This is a genomic window from Tenacibaculum retecalamus (assembly GCF_027941755.1).
Lineage (GTDB): Bacteria > Bacteroidota > Bacteroidia > Flavobacteriales > Flavobacteriaceae > Polaribacter > Polaribacter haliotis_B.
This window is the reverse complement of sequence record NZ_CP115916.1, coordinates 2,082,785-2,099,363: the sequence shown is the minus strand read 5'-3', so window position 1 is coordinate 2,099,363 and position 16,579 is coordinate 2,082,785. Positions and strand designations below refer to the sequence as shown.

Here is a 16,579-nt window from a genome sequence, read left to right as displayed (position 1 = left end):
TTTAAAGGCTATCTGATTTCAAATCATATATAAACACTTTTGTTAAAAAATATTTTTTAAGTTATTATAGTCAATAAAATACACAAAACGAAGTGAAAAAGTATGTCTGTTAGATTCTTCTAAAAGAGAATTTAAGTTCTCTGAAAAATTTTGAGTAGCATTATCACTCGAGTTCGAAATAGAATTTCTGTAAAATGCGATTAATTGACTACCAGGAGCAAATTGCCATAAGTAATTTACATCTAAATTCCAGCTATTAAAATTAACATCATGATTATCTGTATAAGTACTGTTTTCTAAAGAACCATTGTTGGTATTTAGTTTGTAAAATTGATTTTGATAAGGTACTTTACTCCAATTATGACGGAACGTTAATGATAATGAAGATTTTGTGCTAAAACTATATTTACCAGATAAAGAATTATTATATGAAGATCTATCTCTTTGACCGAAAATTAAATCATTTAATAAAGGAGCTAAAGCAGGATTATCATCTATGATATCTTGATCAATTTCATTTGCAAAACCTTGATCGTTATTCGTTTTACTATATCTAAAGCCATAAACTAAAGAAAACTGATTATTAAAACGATATCTCGGAGAAATTCTAAATCCGTAACTTTCTTTTGGATTGTTTTTGAAAAATGTATAATTCCAGTTGTAATCAATGGCAAATTTATTTCGGTAATCACTAGATCCCCACTGATTGATATTTACTCTTTGTGGTCTTTTAAAGAATATACCACTTGTATTACCTTGCCTTGGTTCGTTAAAATCTTTGCTTTCACTGTTGTAGTTTAAATTAGCTCCGAAACCAAAACGCTTTTTAGTTTGCGCTCTAAAAGATAAATTACCACGAGTACCAGTATATGTACCTGGTTTATGTAAAAAATTAATATTATAAGAAGTACTTATTCTGTAGCTATTAAATATCCCTTTCGGTTTTAATAAGTGATAAGCAACAAAACCATAAATACTTTGTTCATTATTGCTAAATAAAATTCCCATATCATTTGGGTTAAAATCTTTGTTTTCGAAATTATAACCAATTTCACCTCGCCAGTTACCAGATTGTTTACCAATACTGGTATCAAAAGTATACCCAGTATTTGGATCTTCTTCATCATCAAAAATATTACTCATTTTAAAAGAACCATCAATATTATACATGCTCTTTTTATCTTCAATATGCCAAAGTAAACCAGAAACATTAGCATCTCTAAAACTACCATTACGAGTAACATTGGTATTAATTAATGTAACCGATGAGTTTTGATTAAACTGTTGGTCTAATACCAAAATGTTATAGTTAGAAAGCGGATTGATAACTTCTGTTCTTGTTTCTTTTGTTGAATTATTTCTGATTGTTGCTTCTGTCTTGTCGGTAATAGCATTAAAAAAACCAATTCCTAAACCATTTTTTGTTCTTCCAGATATTTTTATAGCATTTAGCATTTGTACTTTTTCTGGTGAATCTATTAAGGTTTCAATGTTTTCATCTACCGAAGCTGATCTTATAGGAGAACTACCAATTCTACGAGAATAGAATAAACGTCCTTTGGTGAAAAGTTCTGTTCCTTCAGTAAAAAACTGACGTTGTTCAGAGAACTGCTGTTCAAAAGGACCTAAGTTTAAACTTACATCGTCAAAACCTACTTGTCCAAAATCTGGAATTAAAGTAGCATCTAAAGTGAAATTTTCGGTAAGTCCGTATTTTAAATCCATACCAACACTCCAGTCAAAATCAGTTTTTCCTTCAAAAGTTGTTGTGGTTGCAGATGCGTATGGATAAAAATTTAAACGAGTAGGTGGTGTAATATTTTTAAAACCTTCAATTAAACCATCATATTGTGTCCAACTTCCTTGTGTGTTGTCAATAGGATTCCATGTAAAACGAGCATTTAAGTTTTTTACTTCTCTATGAAAATTTACACCCCAAGATTGTACAGGCGTATTTGCAAAACGTAATGCGCGATATGGTATTTTCATTTCTACGGATCAACTATCAGCATTTATTTTAATAGCACTTTTCCAAACAGCGTTCCAATTATAGTCTTCATTACCTGTAGAAACTTTTGAATCAGCCTGAACACCAGAAGCGGTTACAATAAACATAGTAGGGTTTTGACCATCATCATTTGGATTTATCATCAACATAAAAAAATCTGAATTACCAATAATATCTCTACTATTAAATTCTGCAGGTATTTTAGATGGCGTAGGTGTGTACATTACTGCACTTACATAAATAGCATCATCATCGTAACCTAATTTAACTTCAGTTTTATGGGTATTTGGTTCTTTTTGTCCGTTAGTAGGTCGCATCATTACAAAATCTTTAGCGACTGGAATTTTCGACCATGCAACTTCATCAGTAATTCCATCAATTTGAGGAGGAAATTCTAAACGAGTAGCATTCATTTTTTTTCTATTCTGATTAATTTCCTGAGCTTTAATTCCTTTAGAAAAAAGTAAAATAACGAATAGTGATGTGGCAATTTTATACATAGTTGATTGATATGGTAAAATAACTTGCAAAAATATTTATGATTTCAATTTTTAAATCATAAATTCATGTTAATTACTCTAAAGACATGTTAAAAAAATAATTGTTGCAGTTAGATAAGTTAAAGAAGTGTAAAAATAAAAATTACAATAAATAGTAATGTATTATAAATTGAATTCGTATTTTTGTTCGACTTTAAAAATTCATATCTAATGAACTTACACGAATATCAAGGTAAAGAAATATTAAACAGTTTTGGGGTTCGTATTCAACGTGGAATCGTTGCAAATACACCAGAAGGAGCTGTTGAAGCAGCAAAGAAATTAACAGAAGAAACAGGTACAGGTTGGCATGTAATTAAGGCACAAGTACACGCAGGTGGTCGTGGAAAAGGTGGTGGAGTTAAGTTGGCTAAAAACTTAGATGATGTAAAAAGTATTTCTAATGATATTTTAGGAATGATGTTAATTACACCTCAAACGTCAGCTGAAGGTAAATTAGTAAACCAAGTTTTAATCTGTGAAGATGTATATTACCCTGGTGCAAGTGAACCAGATGAATATTATATGTCAGTTTTATTAAACCGTGCAACTGGTAGAAACATGGTTATGTATTCTACAGAAGGAGGTATGGATATTGAAACTGTAGCGGAAGAAACGCCACATTTAATTTTTACAGAAGAAATTGATCCTGCTTTAGGATTAATGCCTTTTCAAGCACGTAAAATTGCTTTTAACTTAGGTTTAAGTGGTGCTGCATTAAAAGAAATGACAAAGTTTGTTACTGCTTTATATACTGCGTATGTAAAATCAGATTCGGCAATGTTCGAAATTAACCCAGTGTTAAAAACATCTGATGATAAAATAATGGCTGTTGATGCTAAAGTTACTTTAGATGAAAATGCTTTATATCGTCATAAAGATTATGCTGCAATGCGTGATATTCGTGAAGAAAACCCTATTGAGGTTGAAGCGAAGGCTGCAGGTTTAAATTATGTAGATTTAGATGGTAATGTTGGATGTATGGTAAACGGAGCTGGTTTAGCAATGGGAACTATGGATTTAATTAAGCAAGCAGGTGGTGACCCAGCTAACTTTTTAGATGTTGGTGGTACTGCTGATGCTGAACGTGTTGAAAAAGCTTTCGGAATTATCTTAAAAGATAGTAATGTAAAAGCAATTTTAGTAAACATTTTCGGAGGAATCGTTCGTTGTGATCGTGTTGCTCAGGGAGTTGTAGATGCTTATAAAAGTATGGGAGACAGAATTAATGTACCTATCATTTGTCGTTTACAAGGAACAAATGCTAAAGAAGCAAAAGAATTAATTGACAATAGCGGAATGGAAATTATTTCTGCTACTGAGTTTCAGGAAGCTGCAGATAAAGTTGCAGAAGTTTTAGGAGCTTAAGAATTAATTTTTAGTTAAATATATATTAAAACCCTCACTTTTTAAAGTGAGGGTTTTTTGTTTTATCTTGTTGGAATATAAATACTACATAATGAGAAAATTATTAATCCTTATTTTACTTCCTTTTCAATTACTAGCACAAGAAAAAACAAATTCAGAATTGTTTTGGAATACTTTACAAACTCATTGTGGAAAGGCATTTGAGGGTAAAATAATAGCAGGAGCAAAAGAAGGCGATGGATTTACAGGAGAGAAATTAGTAATGCATATTCGTTCTTGTGAAAACAATACAATTAGAATTCCGTTTTTTGTAGGTGATGATAAATCTCGTACCTGGGTTTTTACCATGAATACCGATAAGTTAATACAATTAAAACACGATCATCGACATAAGGATGGCTCGGAAGATAAAATTACGCAATATGGAGGTTCAAACCCCAATACAGGATTGCCAAATATTCAATTTTTTCCTGCGGATAAACATACAGCCAATTTAATTCCGTATGCTTCTAATAACGTTTGGTGGATTACGATTGATAAAACAAGTTTTACGTATAATTTACGTAGAATAGGAACCGATAGATTGTTTTCTGTAAAATTCGATTTAACAAAAGAAATAGAGACACCAAGTGCTCCTTGGGGAAGTGAAGATTAATTTTTGACTAAAAAATAATTACTAAAACGATACTATATAAATGTTTTAGCTACTGATGTTTTAAGAGATATAGAATAACCAACAAAAAGCCGTCACTTTTAAAGTTTTGGCTTTTTGTTGATTATTATTTTTAAGTTTCGTTATCGTTTTTTAAGTACTAAATACAGTAATAATTAATGATCTAGAAAATCCGTGAGAATTTTTGTAACTAGGCTAGAACCAGTAATAAATTATATACGATATTGTGTGCAGTATTTTAGATTTTCCATTCATAATTGTCAACCTCACTTAAAAATTTAAAAAATTGAAAACCAAATTCTGATATGTAGATCAAAAGTTTGTCTAAGAGCTTATAATTTAATTTTAATTCTATTATTTCATTCTCAAGTTTGTTTAATGAGAATAAATGCTCAAAAAGTGATTTATAATATTTGTCTTTAGGTATTTTCGAAGTTTCTAGTTTGCCTTTGCAATGAATCATAGAATGTCTGACTTCAGAGATTATTTTAAAGAATTCACTAAGCTTAAAATTATTGTTATTTTGTTTTGAATATTTTGTAAATTCTTTTCCGCAAGCTTTTTTGATTAACTTGAAAATTTCGTCTCCTCCACTCAGTTTCTTTCTCGAATAATCTTTGTCTGGTTTTAAATCTTCTCTGAAATTTGTGTCGGTTTGTATTTTTATGTAGACGGAGTCCTTTAATAGTTTTTCAAATGCCTCGAAAGATTGAGCAAATGCAAGTCCAAACTCTCTAGAAAGAATATTTTCAATTTCCAAAGAATAATTTTCTTTAAATGTTGATTTTTTAATTCCAGTATGAAAATTAATTTTATACCCATTATCAGTTGATGCTGTCCAATCTCCAATAATCAAAGCTGTTCCAGATAATAATCCAGTTTTTTCAGTTGTGTACCTTTCTACATCTTGTAATAAAACCTTATTAAGTCTTTTAGCTGTATGTTTTAAATCTATAATAGATTCAAAAAAAATGTCAAGATGTTTTTTATATGGATTTGTCATTTTCGATATTGCACACAATGTTTAGGTATCCGTTGTTTCAATGATTGATATCAATCAATAACGAATTTACTAGTTTTAACTTTAAGAATCAAACTAAATATTTCTATAAACTCTTCCTTAAAACTGCAATTTCATCACGTAATTGTGCGGCAACCATAAAATCTAAACTTTTGGCAGCTTCTTCCATTTGTTTACGTTTGGCACGAATACGTTTCTCTATTTCTTCTTTAGGTAAATATTGTAAATCTTGTTCAGCAGCTTTTTGTATCGCATTATCGTATTGATATGTTGCTGTGGTATCTTTAGAAAGTGTGTTATCTAGTTTTTTATTAATTTGCGTTGGTGTAATTCCGTTTTTAGTATTGTAATTAATCTGTTTTTCACGCCTACGATCGGTTTCATCCATGGTGCGTTGCATACTATTGGTAACTTTATCTGCATATAAAATAGCAAGTCCGTTTACATTTCTTGCTGCTCTACCAACAGTTTGCGTAATAGATCGGTGGCTACGTAAAAAACCTTCTTTATCAGCATCTAAAATAGCAACTAACGATACTTCAGGTAAATCTAACCCCTCACGAAGTAGATTTACACCAATTAAAACATCAAATATTCCTTTACGTAAATCTTGCATTATTTGTACACGCTCTAAGGTATCAACATCCGAATGTATATAACGACAACGAACCTGTATTCGAGTTAAATATTTAGCCAATTCTTCTGCCATTCGTTTGGTTAAAGTGGTAACCAAAGTACGCTCGTCTTTTTCTACACGAATCTGAATTTCTTCAATTAAATCATCAATCTGATTCAAACTTGGGCGCACTTCTATTACAGGATCTAATAATCCGGTAGGTCTAATTACTTGTTCTACAAATACACCTTCTGTTTTTTGTAATTCATAATCTGCAGGCGTTGCAGAAACGTAGATTACTTGGTTTTGTAACAATTCAAATTCATCAAATTTTAACGGACGGTTATCCATCGCAGCAGGTAAACGGAATCCGTATTCTACTAAGTTTTCTTTTCTGCTTCTATCACCACCATACATGGCGTGGGTTTGCGGAATGGTAACATGGCTTTCGTCAATCACCATTAAATAATCTTCAGGAAAATAATCTAATAAACAGAACGGACGTGTACCAGGATCTCGACCATCTAAATAACGAGAATAATTTTCGATACCAGAGCAGTAACCTAATTCACGAATCATTTCTAAATCGAATTCGGTACGTTCTAATAATCGTTTAGCTTCTAGATGTTTACCGATTTCTTTAAAATAATCTACTTGTTTTACCATGTCTTCCTGTATTTTATGAATCGCATTTTGCAATACATCAGGTGAGGTAACAAATAAGTTTGCAGGGTAAATGGTTAGTTCGGTTAATTTTTCAATTACTTGATTATCCTCTATATTAAAAGTTTCTATTTCTTCAATTTCATCACCAAAAAAATGCACACGATAACCGCTATCTCCGTACGACGGATAAATAGTAACAACATCACCTTTTACTTTAAAAGTTCCGCTTTTTATCTCTATTTCAGTTCTAGAATACAAACTGGTAACCAATTGATGTAAAAATTTTGTGCGCGAAATTTGCTGATCTACTTCAATCGGAATTACATTTTTCTTAAACTCATTCGGATTTCCGATACCGTACAAACAAGAAACAGATGCAATTACAATAATATCTCTACGACCCGAAAGTAGGGAAGAGGAAGTGCTAATTCGTAAGCGTTCTATCTCATCATTTATAGATAAATCTTTTTCGATAAAAGTACCTGTAACAGGAATATATGCTTCAGGTTGATAGTAATCATAATAAGAAACAAAATACTCTACAGCATTGTTTGGGAAGAACTGTTTAAACTCAGAATACAATTGTGCAGCCAATGTTTTGTTGTGTGCCAGGACCAAAGTAGGTCGGTTTACTTCGGCAACAACATTGGCAACAGTAAAGGTTTTACCAGAACCAGTAACCCCCAACAATGTTTGGTGTTTCTCGTTGGTATCTAATCCGTTTACTAATTGTTTTATTGCTGTTGGCTGATCGCCAGTAGGTTTAAAATCTGAGTGTAATTCAAAGTCCATGCAACAAAAATACGGATAGTTTATGTGAAAAACTATCCGTATTTATTAGATATAAAAGAAGTTTTTTTATTTTCTTAAAAGAGAAAAATGACCTTGATGTTGGTGAATTTTATCTTTTCGGTCAACTAAATAAATTTTAAACCAGTAATCATTAGATGGTAATAATTTACCTTTATAGGTTCCGTCCCATCCTTGATTATCAATAGGAATTATAGCTACAATTTTACCATATCGATCAACAATTGTAATGTTACTTGAAGGATAAAAACTAGAATCAGCTCCTTTAATTTTCCAAGTATCATTTTTACCATCTCCGTTTGGAGTTAAGAATTTGGGATATTCAATAACTGATATTTCTATAGTAGCATCAGGTTGACATCCATTTTTATCTCTAACTAAAACAGTATAAAAACCTCCCGAAATGTTATCAAATAAAGGTTCGTCTTGAAAACCTGTTATATTGTTATCTTCATCAGTAATAGCAAACTCGTAATCACCAATTCCTAAATTTTGATTTTCAGTAATTATTTTAATTGAATAATCATCTAATCCACTATTATTTGTGTCGTCAATTATAACAATATCATCACTTGTTAAAGTAGGATTTATAGATTCGTTTACTACAATTTCTCTACTTCTTTTACAACCAGTTCCATCTTGCTTTGTTGCAGTAATTACATAGGTTCCACCTACTGTAACGTCATAAAAAGCATTGGTACTTAAAACAGTAGAGTTGCCTTTTAATGTCCATTCATAACTATAAGTAGCATTAGGGTTTATAGGTTCTAATCTTGTTTGTGGGTTGTTTAAACATACAATAACAGGGCTATATACTATGAAATCTGGCAACGGATTTATGATGATGTTAAAAGTTAAATTGTTATTAACACATGAAGTTTTATCATTTTTAACCCTAACGTAAATAGTTTGATTGTTTGTAGTATTTTCATATTTGTTTTCATCAAGTGGGTTTGCTCCCGACTCAACATCCGATAAATTTTCATGAAAGGTAATGGTAAAATTACTGTGTTCGCTTGTTGGATAGTTTACAAGTATTTCAGTTGTTTTGTTTTTAAGTGTAATATCTCCGTTTATTCCATTCGCGTCATCTAAAAAAGAGTCCGATTTATTATCACAATCTGTATAATTTGTAATATTTAAAGGAACAAGGGGTTCAGGATATATTACCAATTGCAGAGTAGCAATACCGTACCTACAATTGGTATTTTTGTTAAGAATGCTAATGTAAATTAATTCAGTAGCAGGTGCGTCACTTGAAAAATCAGTAGGAAAGTTTGTGTGGATAGGATCGTTAGTATAATTTGTTTTATTGAGAGGTGATACTCCATCAATAGCATCTTGGTTAGTTCTGTGATATGTAATTTCAAATAAGACAGGGTCTCTACCATTAAGAACATCGATATCTCTTTCAGATAAATTAATATTTTGCACAATTCTATTTCTAGAATCGCCATCACCTGAAGTTATAATATCACAAACTTCTAGGTCTGGGATAGGGTTTGTTATAACTGGTAAAGGATTTATAATGATATCAAAAGTTAGATGATCATTAAAACATCCGGTGTCATTATTTTCAACGCGAGCATAAATGGTTTCGTTGTCTCTTGTTTGATTTGTGTAATTGGCATCATTTGAAATGGGAGCATTTCCTGAATTAGCATCAGCAGGGCTAGTATGAAAAGTAACGGTGTAATCTGATGGTGCTTGTGAAGTTCCTAAAATATCACTAACTCTATCTCTTAAATTTATATTTATATTTTTACCATCATTAAAGGTTCCACTAGCAAAGTCATCACAGTACTCAAAATTTGCAACATTATTAGCAACAGGTATTGGCAGTACTTCAATAGTAAAGCTTCCCAAGCCTTCACAATTATTGTTTGTTTTGTCTATTATTTTAACATATAAAGGTTGTGGGGTGGTTGCTGGGACATTTTTATTACGGTAATTAGAAATATTAGTAATGTTATTAATTACAGCGTCTCTATCAGCTATGGTTTCAAAAATCAAAACCGTTAAATTAGCTCTATTAGCAGCTGGAAAAGTAGCTTTGATGTCAGGTTCAACAGAGCTTAAGTCGAAATAGGTAATTCCGTCAGTATCACTATTACTAGCAGTGTTATTTCCATCAGCATCTAAATAATCATCACAATTAGTAAATTCTTTAGGATAAATAACATCAGCCTGATAGCCTACCGTGATTTCTATTTCAGATATTTGATAACAGCCTTTATCAGAAATTGTTCTCACCCAAATAATATCTCCATCACTAACCGAATGCGCTGTTTGGTTGGTGATTTCTGAAGTGTCATTTATAGCGTCATTTTCGGTAGGATAATATTTAAATGTTTCGTTTAAATAGTTAGCTGAAATGTTTTTTTCAGCTAATGTTAAGTTGATATCTGTGATTAAATCAGTATCAGTATCACATTGGTTTAGTGTAACAATTGTATTTGCAATTACCGGAAGTGGTAAAAAGTTAATAACAACATCATCAGAACCTTTATTACCTAAATTATCAGTAATTATACTTTTGTATGTTCCTGAAAGATTGTTGTTAATACTTAAAGTAGCATTGTTTTCTCCAGTAATTGTTGTAAATCCGCTACCAGTATCTACTTGCCATTCATAATTAGTAACGGTTCCAACGGTAGGAGTACCATCTAAAGTAACAGTAGTTCCATCACAAATATCTTGATCAGAGCCTAGCTCTCCAGAAACAATTGAGCAATCAGTTGTTCCAGCCCCAGTCTCAGCATAATTTGTTTGTTCCAGTTTAATTTTACCTGTACCATTATCAAAGTTTGTTATTAATAAAATGTAAAACTCACCTGCTTGTGCATTAGTAATGGTAAAGTTTTCTCTACTAGATCCAGAATAACTACAATCAATAATATTGGTGTTGTCTAAATTATTGGTATAAAAATTAGGAGATGTAATGTTATCGGGACAGAGGATTGAATTTCCACTACTATCTATACATTCTTTGGCTAAAGACGTACAGTTAGAATTAGAGGTGTTAAATGGCACTTCAGGCAGCAAAATCAACATCAAGATCAGATCCTATAGGGTTACCACTTGCATCAAAATCGGTAGATTGAATAATTTCAAACTCTAGGTTTCCGGTTGATTCCACTTTAATATAAAACCAAGAAGGGTTAGGGGTTGAATATAAACAAGCAGTACTTCCATTGTCAGGAGTGTTTGTTGTATTGTTAAATATTTTTACACCATTATTATCTGAACACATAGGCTCAGAAGTATCACAAGTTGTACCACCATCTTGAGAGAGAATGATTGAAGGGAATAAAATTAATAATAAAATAATGATTTTTTTCATAGCAAGAAAAATAAAAGTTTTGAGGAGGTAAATATAAGTTTAGTTTATTTTTTAAGAAGAGAAAAATGACCATTTTTTTCACGAACTTGACCATTGACGTTAATTAGTTTTGCGTTATACCAATAGTCATTAGAAGGTAAGGTACTACCATTATATACGCCGTCCCAACCTGTTGATTTTTTATCAGTTATCTCTTTTATTAGCTTTCCAAACCTATTAAATATCTGAACTTTAACAACTGTATAATAACTATTATTAATACCTAAAACATTCCAGGTGTCATTGTAGCCATCTCCGTTTGGAGTGAAATGTCGTCGAAAATAAATCGTAGAAATTTTGTTAGAAGATATAATTCCACATCCATTTCGATCTCTGATTGAAATAGCATTTAAACCAGGAGGGATATTTGTAAAGGTATGAGACAGGTTTTCTTCTCCTTTTATAAAATCACTAAGATTTGTACTGTTTAAGGCGTATTCATAATCACCAATACCATCTATTGTAATTTTAATTTTATTGTTTTCAGGAATATCGTTGTCATCAGCAGATGTTATTTTGATAACTAAAGCTTGATTAGATTCTTTTACTCTAAAAGTATTATATCCCATGTAAGGGGTGGTGATATTAGGATGATTTCGATAAGCCTCAACTTTATATAACCCACCAGCAGAAGCATTATGTATAGCAGATATCTCACCTAGTATTTGAACTCCGTTTAAAAACCATTTGTAAGTATCTGTACTAGTACCAGTATCAGCATTTAAAGAAGTCGTTTGAAGTTGTGGTGTTCTTCTAGGGTTATCAACACATAAAATAATTTCATTTAAATCACCTTGAGGAATTGGTAGCTTTTCGACAAAAATTTTAAAACTACCTACAGCTTCACAAGAATTGACTCCTTTGTTTGAAATTCTAACATATACATCAGAATTATCACTAAATAAATCATCTTCATATGGAGTTAAAATTTGATTCGTTTGTAAAGAAGCATCTTGAGAAGTACGATAATACTGAAAATCGTGTGTTGTTAAAGAAAGAGCTCCACTTGAATTAAATATTATTTGTTGTGTTTTTTTTGAGAAATCAAAAATACCATTATTAGAGCCAATACTAAATTTAGCAGTTAAATTTATTTCGTTTTCATCCAATTCTGGAATATGTTCATTGCTGTAAGACGTTAAACCAGTAGGGTTTACTTGTAAATTGATTGTAGCAGTTTGATAGCAATTAGTTATCGTATTAGTTGCTCTTACTAATACTGAATGACTCGTTGAAACACTATTTATATAATTTACCTTGTTTAAAGGTGAAGAAAAACTACTATCTGATGTTTCAAAGAAATCAAAAGACATATTTGTAGAATCGTTTACTAAATCATTTTCTAAGTTTTGAAGATTAAAGGCAGCAAATCCATCAACAGGATTGCTGTCAAAATCACATTGAATGTAAGTTGATATATTGTTTATGGTAGGTTTGGGTACAAAAGTAATTTGAACCCTTCCTGTAAAAGTTTTTTTACAATCAGATGTCGATTCTATTTTAACTTCATATAAACCACTGCCAAAATTGGTGTTGTCAATTGTTAATATTCTAGAAGTAGTAATTTCTATACCATCTTTAAACCAAGTGTAGGTATCAGTAGGGTCATTTTTCTCGGGTTCAATTTCATAGGTTTCGCCGATACAAAATACCTGATTTGAATTATTTAAAACTACATTTGTAGTTGTGTTTATTAAATTAACGGGGGCAAAAAAAGACTGTATAAAAGGCGGTAATCCTTGTGAAGATATTGCACCACCTAAATGGATAGCGTTAGGATTAAAGTTAATGTTTGTAGCTGCATCTTCTGGGTTTTCTATAGCACTTAAATGTGTTTTATCAGGTATGGACGCATAAATTCTTCCATCATAGCCTAATTGTAATGCTCCTCGGTAGCCTGTGCCAGACCAAACGTTAGTTTTGGTATTTGGTATGTTTGCTTTTAATAAATCATACTGAAGAATATTAAAAGCATCAGAACTTTGTGTGTATGTAGAGGTGTATAGCTTTGTTGAATTTTGTGAAAACTCAACTCCATAAGGACTCCCATCAAAAGCCCCATCAGTAAGAAGTAATCCATTTGATGTTATTTTTCCTGAAGCATTATCAAAATCATATAAAACAAATCTACCACTTCCGTCGTTGGTGAAATCAGCTAAAGCTACTTTTGTTCCGTCAGGTGAGGCTTTTAAATAACCTCTTTTATCTTTTAAGGTGTATGAAGATAAAGAGGTAACAGGACTTGTGTTTTTTACACCATCTTTATCAACCTTATAAGCATAAAAAGTGTTTTGTACTATTGAAAGAATCCAAATTTCCGTACAGTCTTTTCCTTGAACAGCTGTTACTTTTTCAGACCAAGTTAAATCTTTTCCGTCGGAAAGGTTTATTGGTAGCCGTTAGTAATTTCTCCATCGTTACCTTTTGATATATCAATTGTATAAAAATTAAAACCAGGGTTAACAGGGTATACACTTCCATTACCTACATAGTCTGTACCTACAGTAAAAATATAGTAGATGTTTTTATCTTCAGGATTCGGGATGATTAAGCCAGATTGCGTACTCGAAGGGTTTCCTTGTAAATTATTTGCAAGACTACCGTTCGAATATTTCATTAACTCATGGTTTTTAGTCCAGACGTTAATTCCGTCAGAATAAAACAGAAGAGCACCATTTTCATCAGCAATAGATGAGCAGCCTTCATCGGTGTTTAATAATCCATTATTTAATGAGGTTACGGTGTTATTATTGAAATCTATCCCTGCATTTCTTCCAAAAAACCAAAAATTAGCTTCTTTTTGACTATATATTGATAAAGAAGTAAAAAAGATAAAAAGTAACAGAGTTCTTCTCATTATTAAAGTAGTTTATTGTTATAGTAAAACAGCTAAACTACTTATTACCCTCTATAAATCTCGTTTTTTTAACAAAAAATATGAAGCATATATAAAAATGGTAGTCCATATTAAAACAATACCAATATTAAGAAGGCCAACAGAATAATCTTTAGTGAAATTTTCCCCTATTTGATTAGCAACAGATTTAACAGCGCCTAGCCTTGTGAATGGTTCTTTTATTAGGTTAGCCATTGCTTCTAATGGAAAAAATTGCATAATAGCATCTACGGCAGACTCGGTACCTGTTTTTAGGTCTTTAAATGTCCAATATAAATAGCCTTTAAAAATACTTTCTATAATTAACCATACAATCATTGCTGCAACAGCAAAGGCAGATCGTTTAATTAAGATTCCTAAAAATAATCCGAAAGAAAAGAAACCTACTAGTTTTATAAAGAAAGCAAATAGATAACTTAAATCAGAAAAAATAATAGATAATTCATTGAAGTCTGAATAAATACCTCCTAATATTAAAGAAATAGCAAAAACAAAAATAGTTGATACTACAGCAAATGCAATCACGGTATAAAATTTTGAAAGAATAAATTCTTTTTTACTTAACCCGTCAATTAAATTTTGTTTTAAAGTTTTGTAACTGTATTCATTGGCCATCATAGATACAATTACAAGTAGTAAAAAGAACTTGAAAATAGCAGCCATATAGGTGTTAAAATGCCAGATGTAAGGAAAGTTAAATATTCCTTGATCGGCTAAATGAAATTTTATTGGATCTACGTCAAATTTAATTGCTGCAATTAAAGCAACAGATGTTAGTAAGGCAAAATAAATTATTGAAAGAACTTTACTAGCTCTATTGTATCTTAATTTATGGAATTCTATATATAAAAGGCGTAACATATTTGTTGAATTAGTTGTTGTTAGTTAAATCTAAAAATTGTTGTTCTAAGCTAAGTTTACGTTTAACTAAATGCGATACAATTATTCCGTTTTCATATAAGTGTTTGTTTAATTGTGAAGCCGGAATTTCATTTTCTAAACGAGCAGTAACCAAATCACCTTCAACATCAACGGAGGCAACTTCATAATAGTTTTTTAAAACATTTACTAATTTATCAATGTTATCGTCTGTTTTTACTTCTATAACTCCGTTCGAAACAATCATATTATCAACATTACCGCTGTATAGTTTTACCCCGTTTCTTATAATTAGTACGTGTGTACATACCTTTTCAACTTCATCGAGTAGGTGAGAGGCAAGTAAAATTGTGGTTCCGTTTTTGGCAATATCCTTAATTATTTGACGGATTTCATGGATTCCTTGCGGATCTAATCCATTAGTAGGCTCGTCTAAAATTAATATTTCAGGATCATTTAACAATGCTGAAGCAATTGCTAAACGTTGTTTCATCCCTAAAGAGTAGGTTCTGAATTTGCTATTTCTTCTTTCGAAAAGATTAACTACTTTTAATTTTTCATCAATTTTATCAGCAGAAACTCCTTTAATCTTACAAATTAATTGTAAATTTTGAACAGCGGTCATGTATGGATAAAAATTAGGACGCTCAATTATAGCACCTACTTTTTTTAAGGCTTCATGAGTAGAAAGCTTTCCGTCGAACCAACTAAAACTTCCAGAGTTTTCATTTACTACATTTAAAATAATACCTAAAGTAGTTGATTTTCCGCTTCCGTTGGGTCCAAGAATTCCATAAACATTTCCTTTTTGAATATCAAAAGAAAGGTTATTTACTGCATGGACTTTGCCGTATTTTTTATCGAGGTTTTTTATTGATAAAATTGTTTCCAAATTTTTCGATTTTGTTGATTATAAGTATTCGACGAATTACTAAAATTATTGTTACAATTTATAAAAAAGAAAAGACTTCCTGGGAAAAGGAAGTCTTTAAATTCGTAATTTTTAGAATTACTGTTCTATATTTTCTCTAACAGTCTAAATCCTTCTCCATGAATGTTTAAAATCTCAACATTTTCATCACCTTTTAAATACTTACGAAGCTTAGCAATGTACACATCCATACTACGAGAAGTAAAATAATTATCGTCTCTCCATATTTTTGTTAAGGCTAATTCACGTGGCATTAAATCGTTTTTATGCACAGCTAACATTCTTAAAAGTTTGCTTTCTTTAGGTGAAAGTTTTTGCGCTTCAGCACCGTTAAGTGAAAGGTGACGAAGTTTAGAGTTAAAATCAAAACCTCCAATTTTAAACTCAAATTCATCAGTGTCACTCGATTTTTCGTTTTCTTTACGCTGTAAAATTGCTTTTATTTTATGTAATAAAACTTCAGAATCGAAAGGTTTATTTAAGTAGTCATCAGCACCTACTTGATATCCTCTTAAAACATCTTCTTTTAATGTTTTAGCTGTTAAGAATACAATCGGAATTTCTTTGTTTGTTACACGGATGTCTTGCGCTAACGAAAAACCATCTTTACGAGGCATCATTACATCTAAAATACATAAATCATAATCTCCGTTTTTAAACATGATTAATCCATCTATACCGTCTTTAGCATGTGTTACATTGTAATCATTTAATGCTAAATAATCTTTAAGAACTGTTCCGAAATTCGGATCGTCTTCTACTAATAATATTCTTTTACTTCCCATTTATT

The 16,579-nt window shown here is 31.1% G+C and carries 14 protein-coding genes; 3 read left to right on the top strand and 11 right to left on the bottom strand.

Annotated elements, in window-relative coordinates; translation table 11 throughout:
- Nucleotides 1–42: 42 nt before the first annotated feature.
- Together PG912_RS09915 and PG912_RS09910 are read right to left on the bottom strand one after the other, a co-directional pair.
- A complete protein-coding gene (locus PG912_RS09915) occupies nt 43–1,989 on the bottom strand; it encodes a DUF5916 domain-containing protein (protein WP_275687421.1) in 1,947 nt (648 codons plus the stop codon).
- Nucleotides 1,990–1,998: 9 nt separating this feature from the next.
- Complete coding sequence (locus PG912_RS09910; RefSeq protein ID WP_275687420.1) at nt 1,999–2,508, bottom strand: carbohydrate binding family 9 domain-containing protein; 510 nt, start codon at nt 2,506–2,508, stop codon at nt 1,999–2,001.
- Nucleotides 2,509–2,718: 210 nt separating this feature from the next.
- Here PG912_RS09910 and sucC point away from each other — a divergent pair, with 210 nt between their 5' ends.
- Together sucC and PG912_RS09900 are read left to right on the top strand one after the other, a co-directional pair.
- Nucleotides 2,719–3,915 (top strand): ADP-forming succinate--CoA ligase subunit beta, encoded by a 1,197-nt coding sequence (gene sucC, locus PG912_RS09905; protein WP_275687419.1) that lies wholly within the window; start codon nt 2,719–2,721, stop codon nt 3,913–3,915.
- Between the two features lie 91 nt (nt 3,916–4,006).
- Nucleotides 4,007–4,570, top strand: a complete 564-nt coding sequence (locus PG912_RS09900; RefSeq protein ID WP_275687418.1) for a hypothetical protein — start codon at nt 4,007–4,009, stop codon at nt 4,568–4,570.
- Between the two features lie 256 nt (nt 4,571–4,826).
- Here the strand turns inward: PG912_RS09900 and PG912_RS09895 are convergent, their stop codons facing one another.
- The 5 genes from PG912_RS09895 to PG912_RS09875 form a co-directional block, all read right to left on the bottom strand.
- Complete coding sequence (locus PG912_RS09895; RefSeq protein WP_275687417.1) at nt 4,827–5,591, bottom strand: hypothetical protein; 765 nt, start codon at nt 5,589–5,591, stop codon at nt 4,827–4,829.
- A gap of 103 nt (nt 5,592–5,694) precedes the next feature.
- Complete coding sequence (uvrB, locus tag PG912_RS09890; RefSeq protein WP_275687416.1) at nt 5,695–7,683, bottom strand: excinuclease ABC subunit UvrB; 1,989 nt, start codon at nt 7,681–7,683, stop codon at nt 5,695–5,697.
- A 66-nt stretch (nt 7,684–7,749) separates the two neighbouring features.
- Entirely contained in the window at nt 7,750–10,755 is a 3,006-nt protein-coding gene (locus tag PG912_RS09885) for a T9SS type B sorting domain-containing protein (RefSeq protein WP_275687415.1), read from the bottom strand.
- Nucleotides 10,736–11,044: a hypothetical protein gene (locus PG912_RS09880; protein ID WP_275687414.1), complete on the bottom strand. Its 309-nt coding sequence runs from the start codon at nt 11,042–11,044 to the stop codon at nt 10,736–10,738. The genes PG912_RS09885 and PG912_RS09880 overlap by 20 nt, the downstream gene beginning before the upstream one ends.
- A gap of 44 nt (nt 11,045–11,088) precedes the next feature.
- On the bottom strand, nt 11,089–12,396 hold the full coding sequence (locus tag PG912_RS09875; RefSeq protein WP_275687413.1) for a T9SS type B sorting domain-containing protein: 1,308 nt from the start codon (nt 12,394–12,396) through the stop codon (nt 11,089–11,091).
- A gap of 373 nt (nt 12,397–12,769) precedes the next feature.
- On the opposite strand from PG912_RS09875, the gene PG912_RS09870 reads away from it, so the two are divergent.
- Nucleotides 12,770–12,940, top strand: coding sequence for a hypothetical protein (locus PG912_RS09870; protein ID WP_275687412.1), 171 nt, complete (start codon nt 12,770–12,772; stop codon nt 12,938–12,940).
- A 529-nt stretch (nt 12,941–13,469) separates the two neighbouring features.
- On the opposite strand, the gene PG912_RS09865 is transcribed toward PG912_RS09870, so the two are convergent.
- The 4 genes from PG912_RS09865 to PG912_RS09850 form a co-directional block, all read right to left on the bottom strand.
- The gene (locus PG912_RS09865; protein ID WP_275687411.1) at nt 13,470–13,940 is read right to left on the bottom strand and encodes a hypothetical protein; all 471 of its coding nucleotides are present in this window, start codon (nt 13,938–13,940) and stop codon (nt 13,470–13,472) included.
- Nucleotides 13,941–13,991: 51 nt separating this feature from the next.
- Complete coding sequence (locus PG912_RS09860; RefSeq protein WP_275687410.1) at nt 13,992–14,840, bottom strand: ABC transporter permease; 849 nt, start codon at nt 14,838–14,840, stop codon at nt 13,992–13,994.
- 10 nt (nt 14,841–14,850) lie between these two features.
- Entirely contained in the window at nt 14,851–15,750 is a 900-nt protein-coding gene (locus PG912_RS09855) for an ABC transporter ATP-binding protein (protein WP_275687409.1), read from the bottom strand.
- A 125-nt stretch (nt 15,751–15,875) separates the two neighbouring features.
- A complete protein-coding gene (locus PG912_RS09850) occupies nt 15,876–16,574 on the bottom strand; it encodes a response regulator transcription factor (RefSeq protein ID WP_260586671.1) in 699 nt (232 codons plus the stop codon).
- Nucleotides 16,575–16,579: the final 5 nt, after the last annotated feature.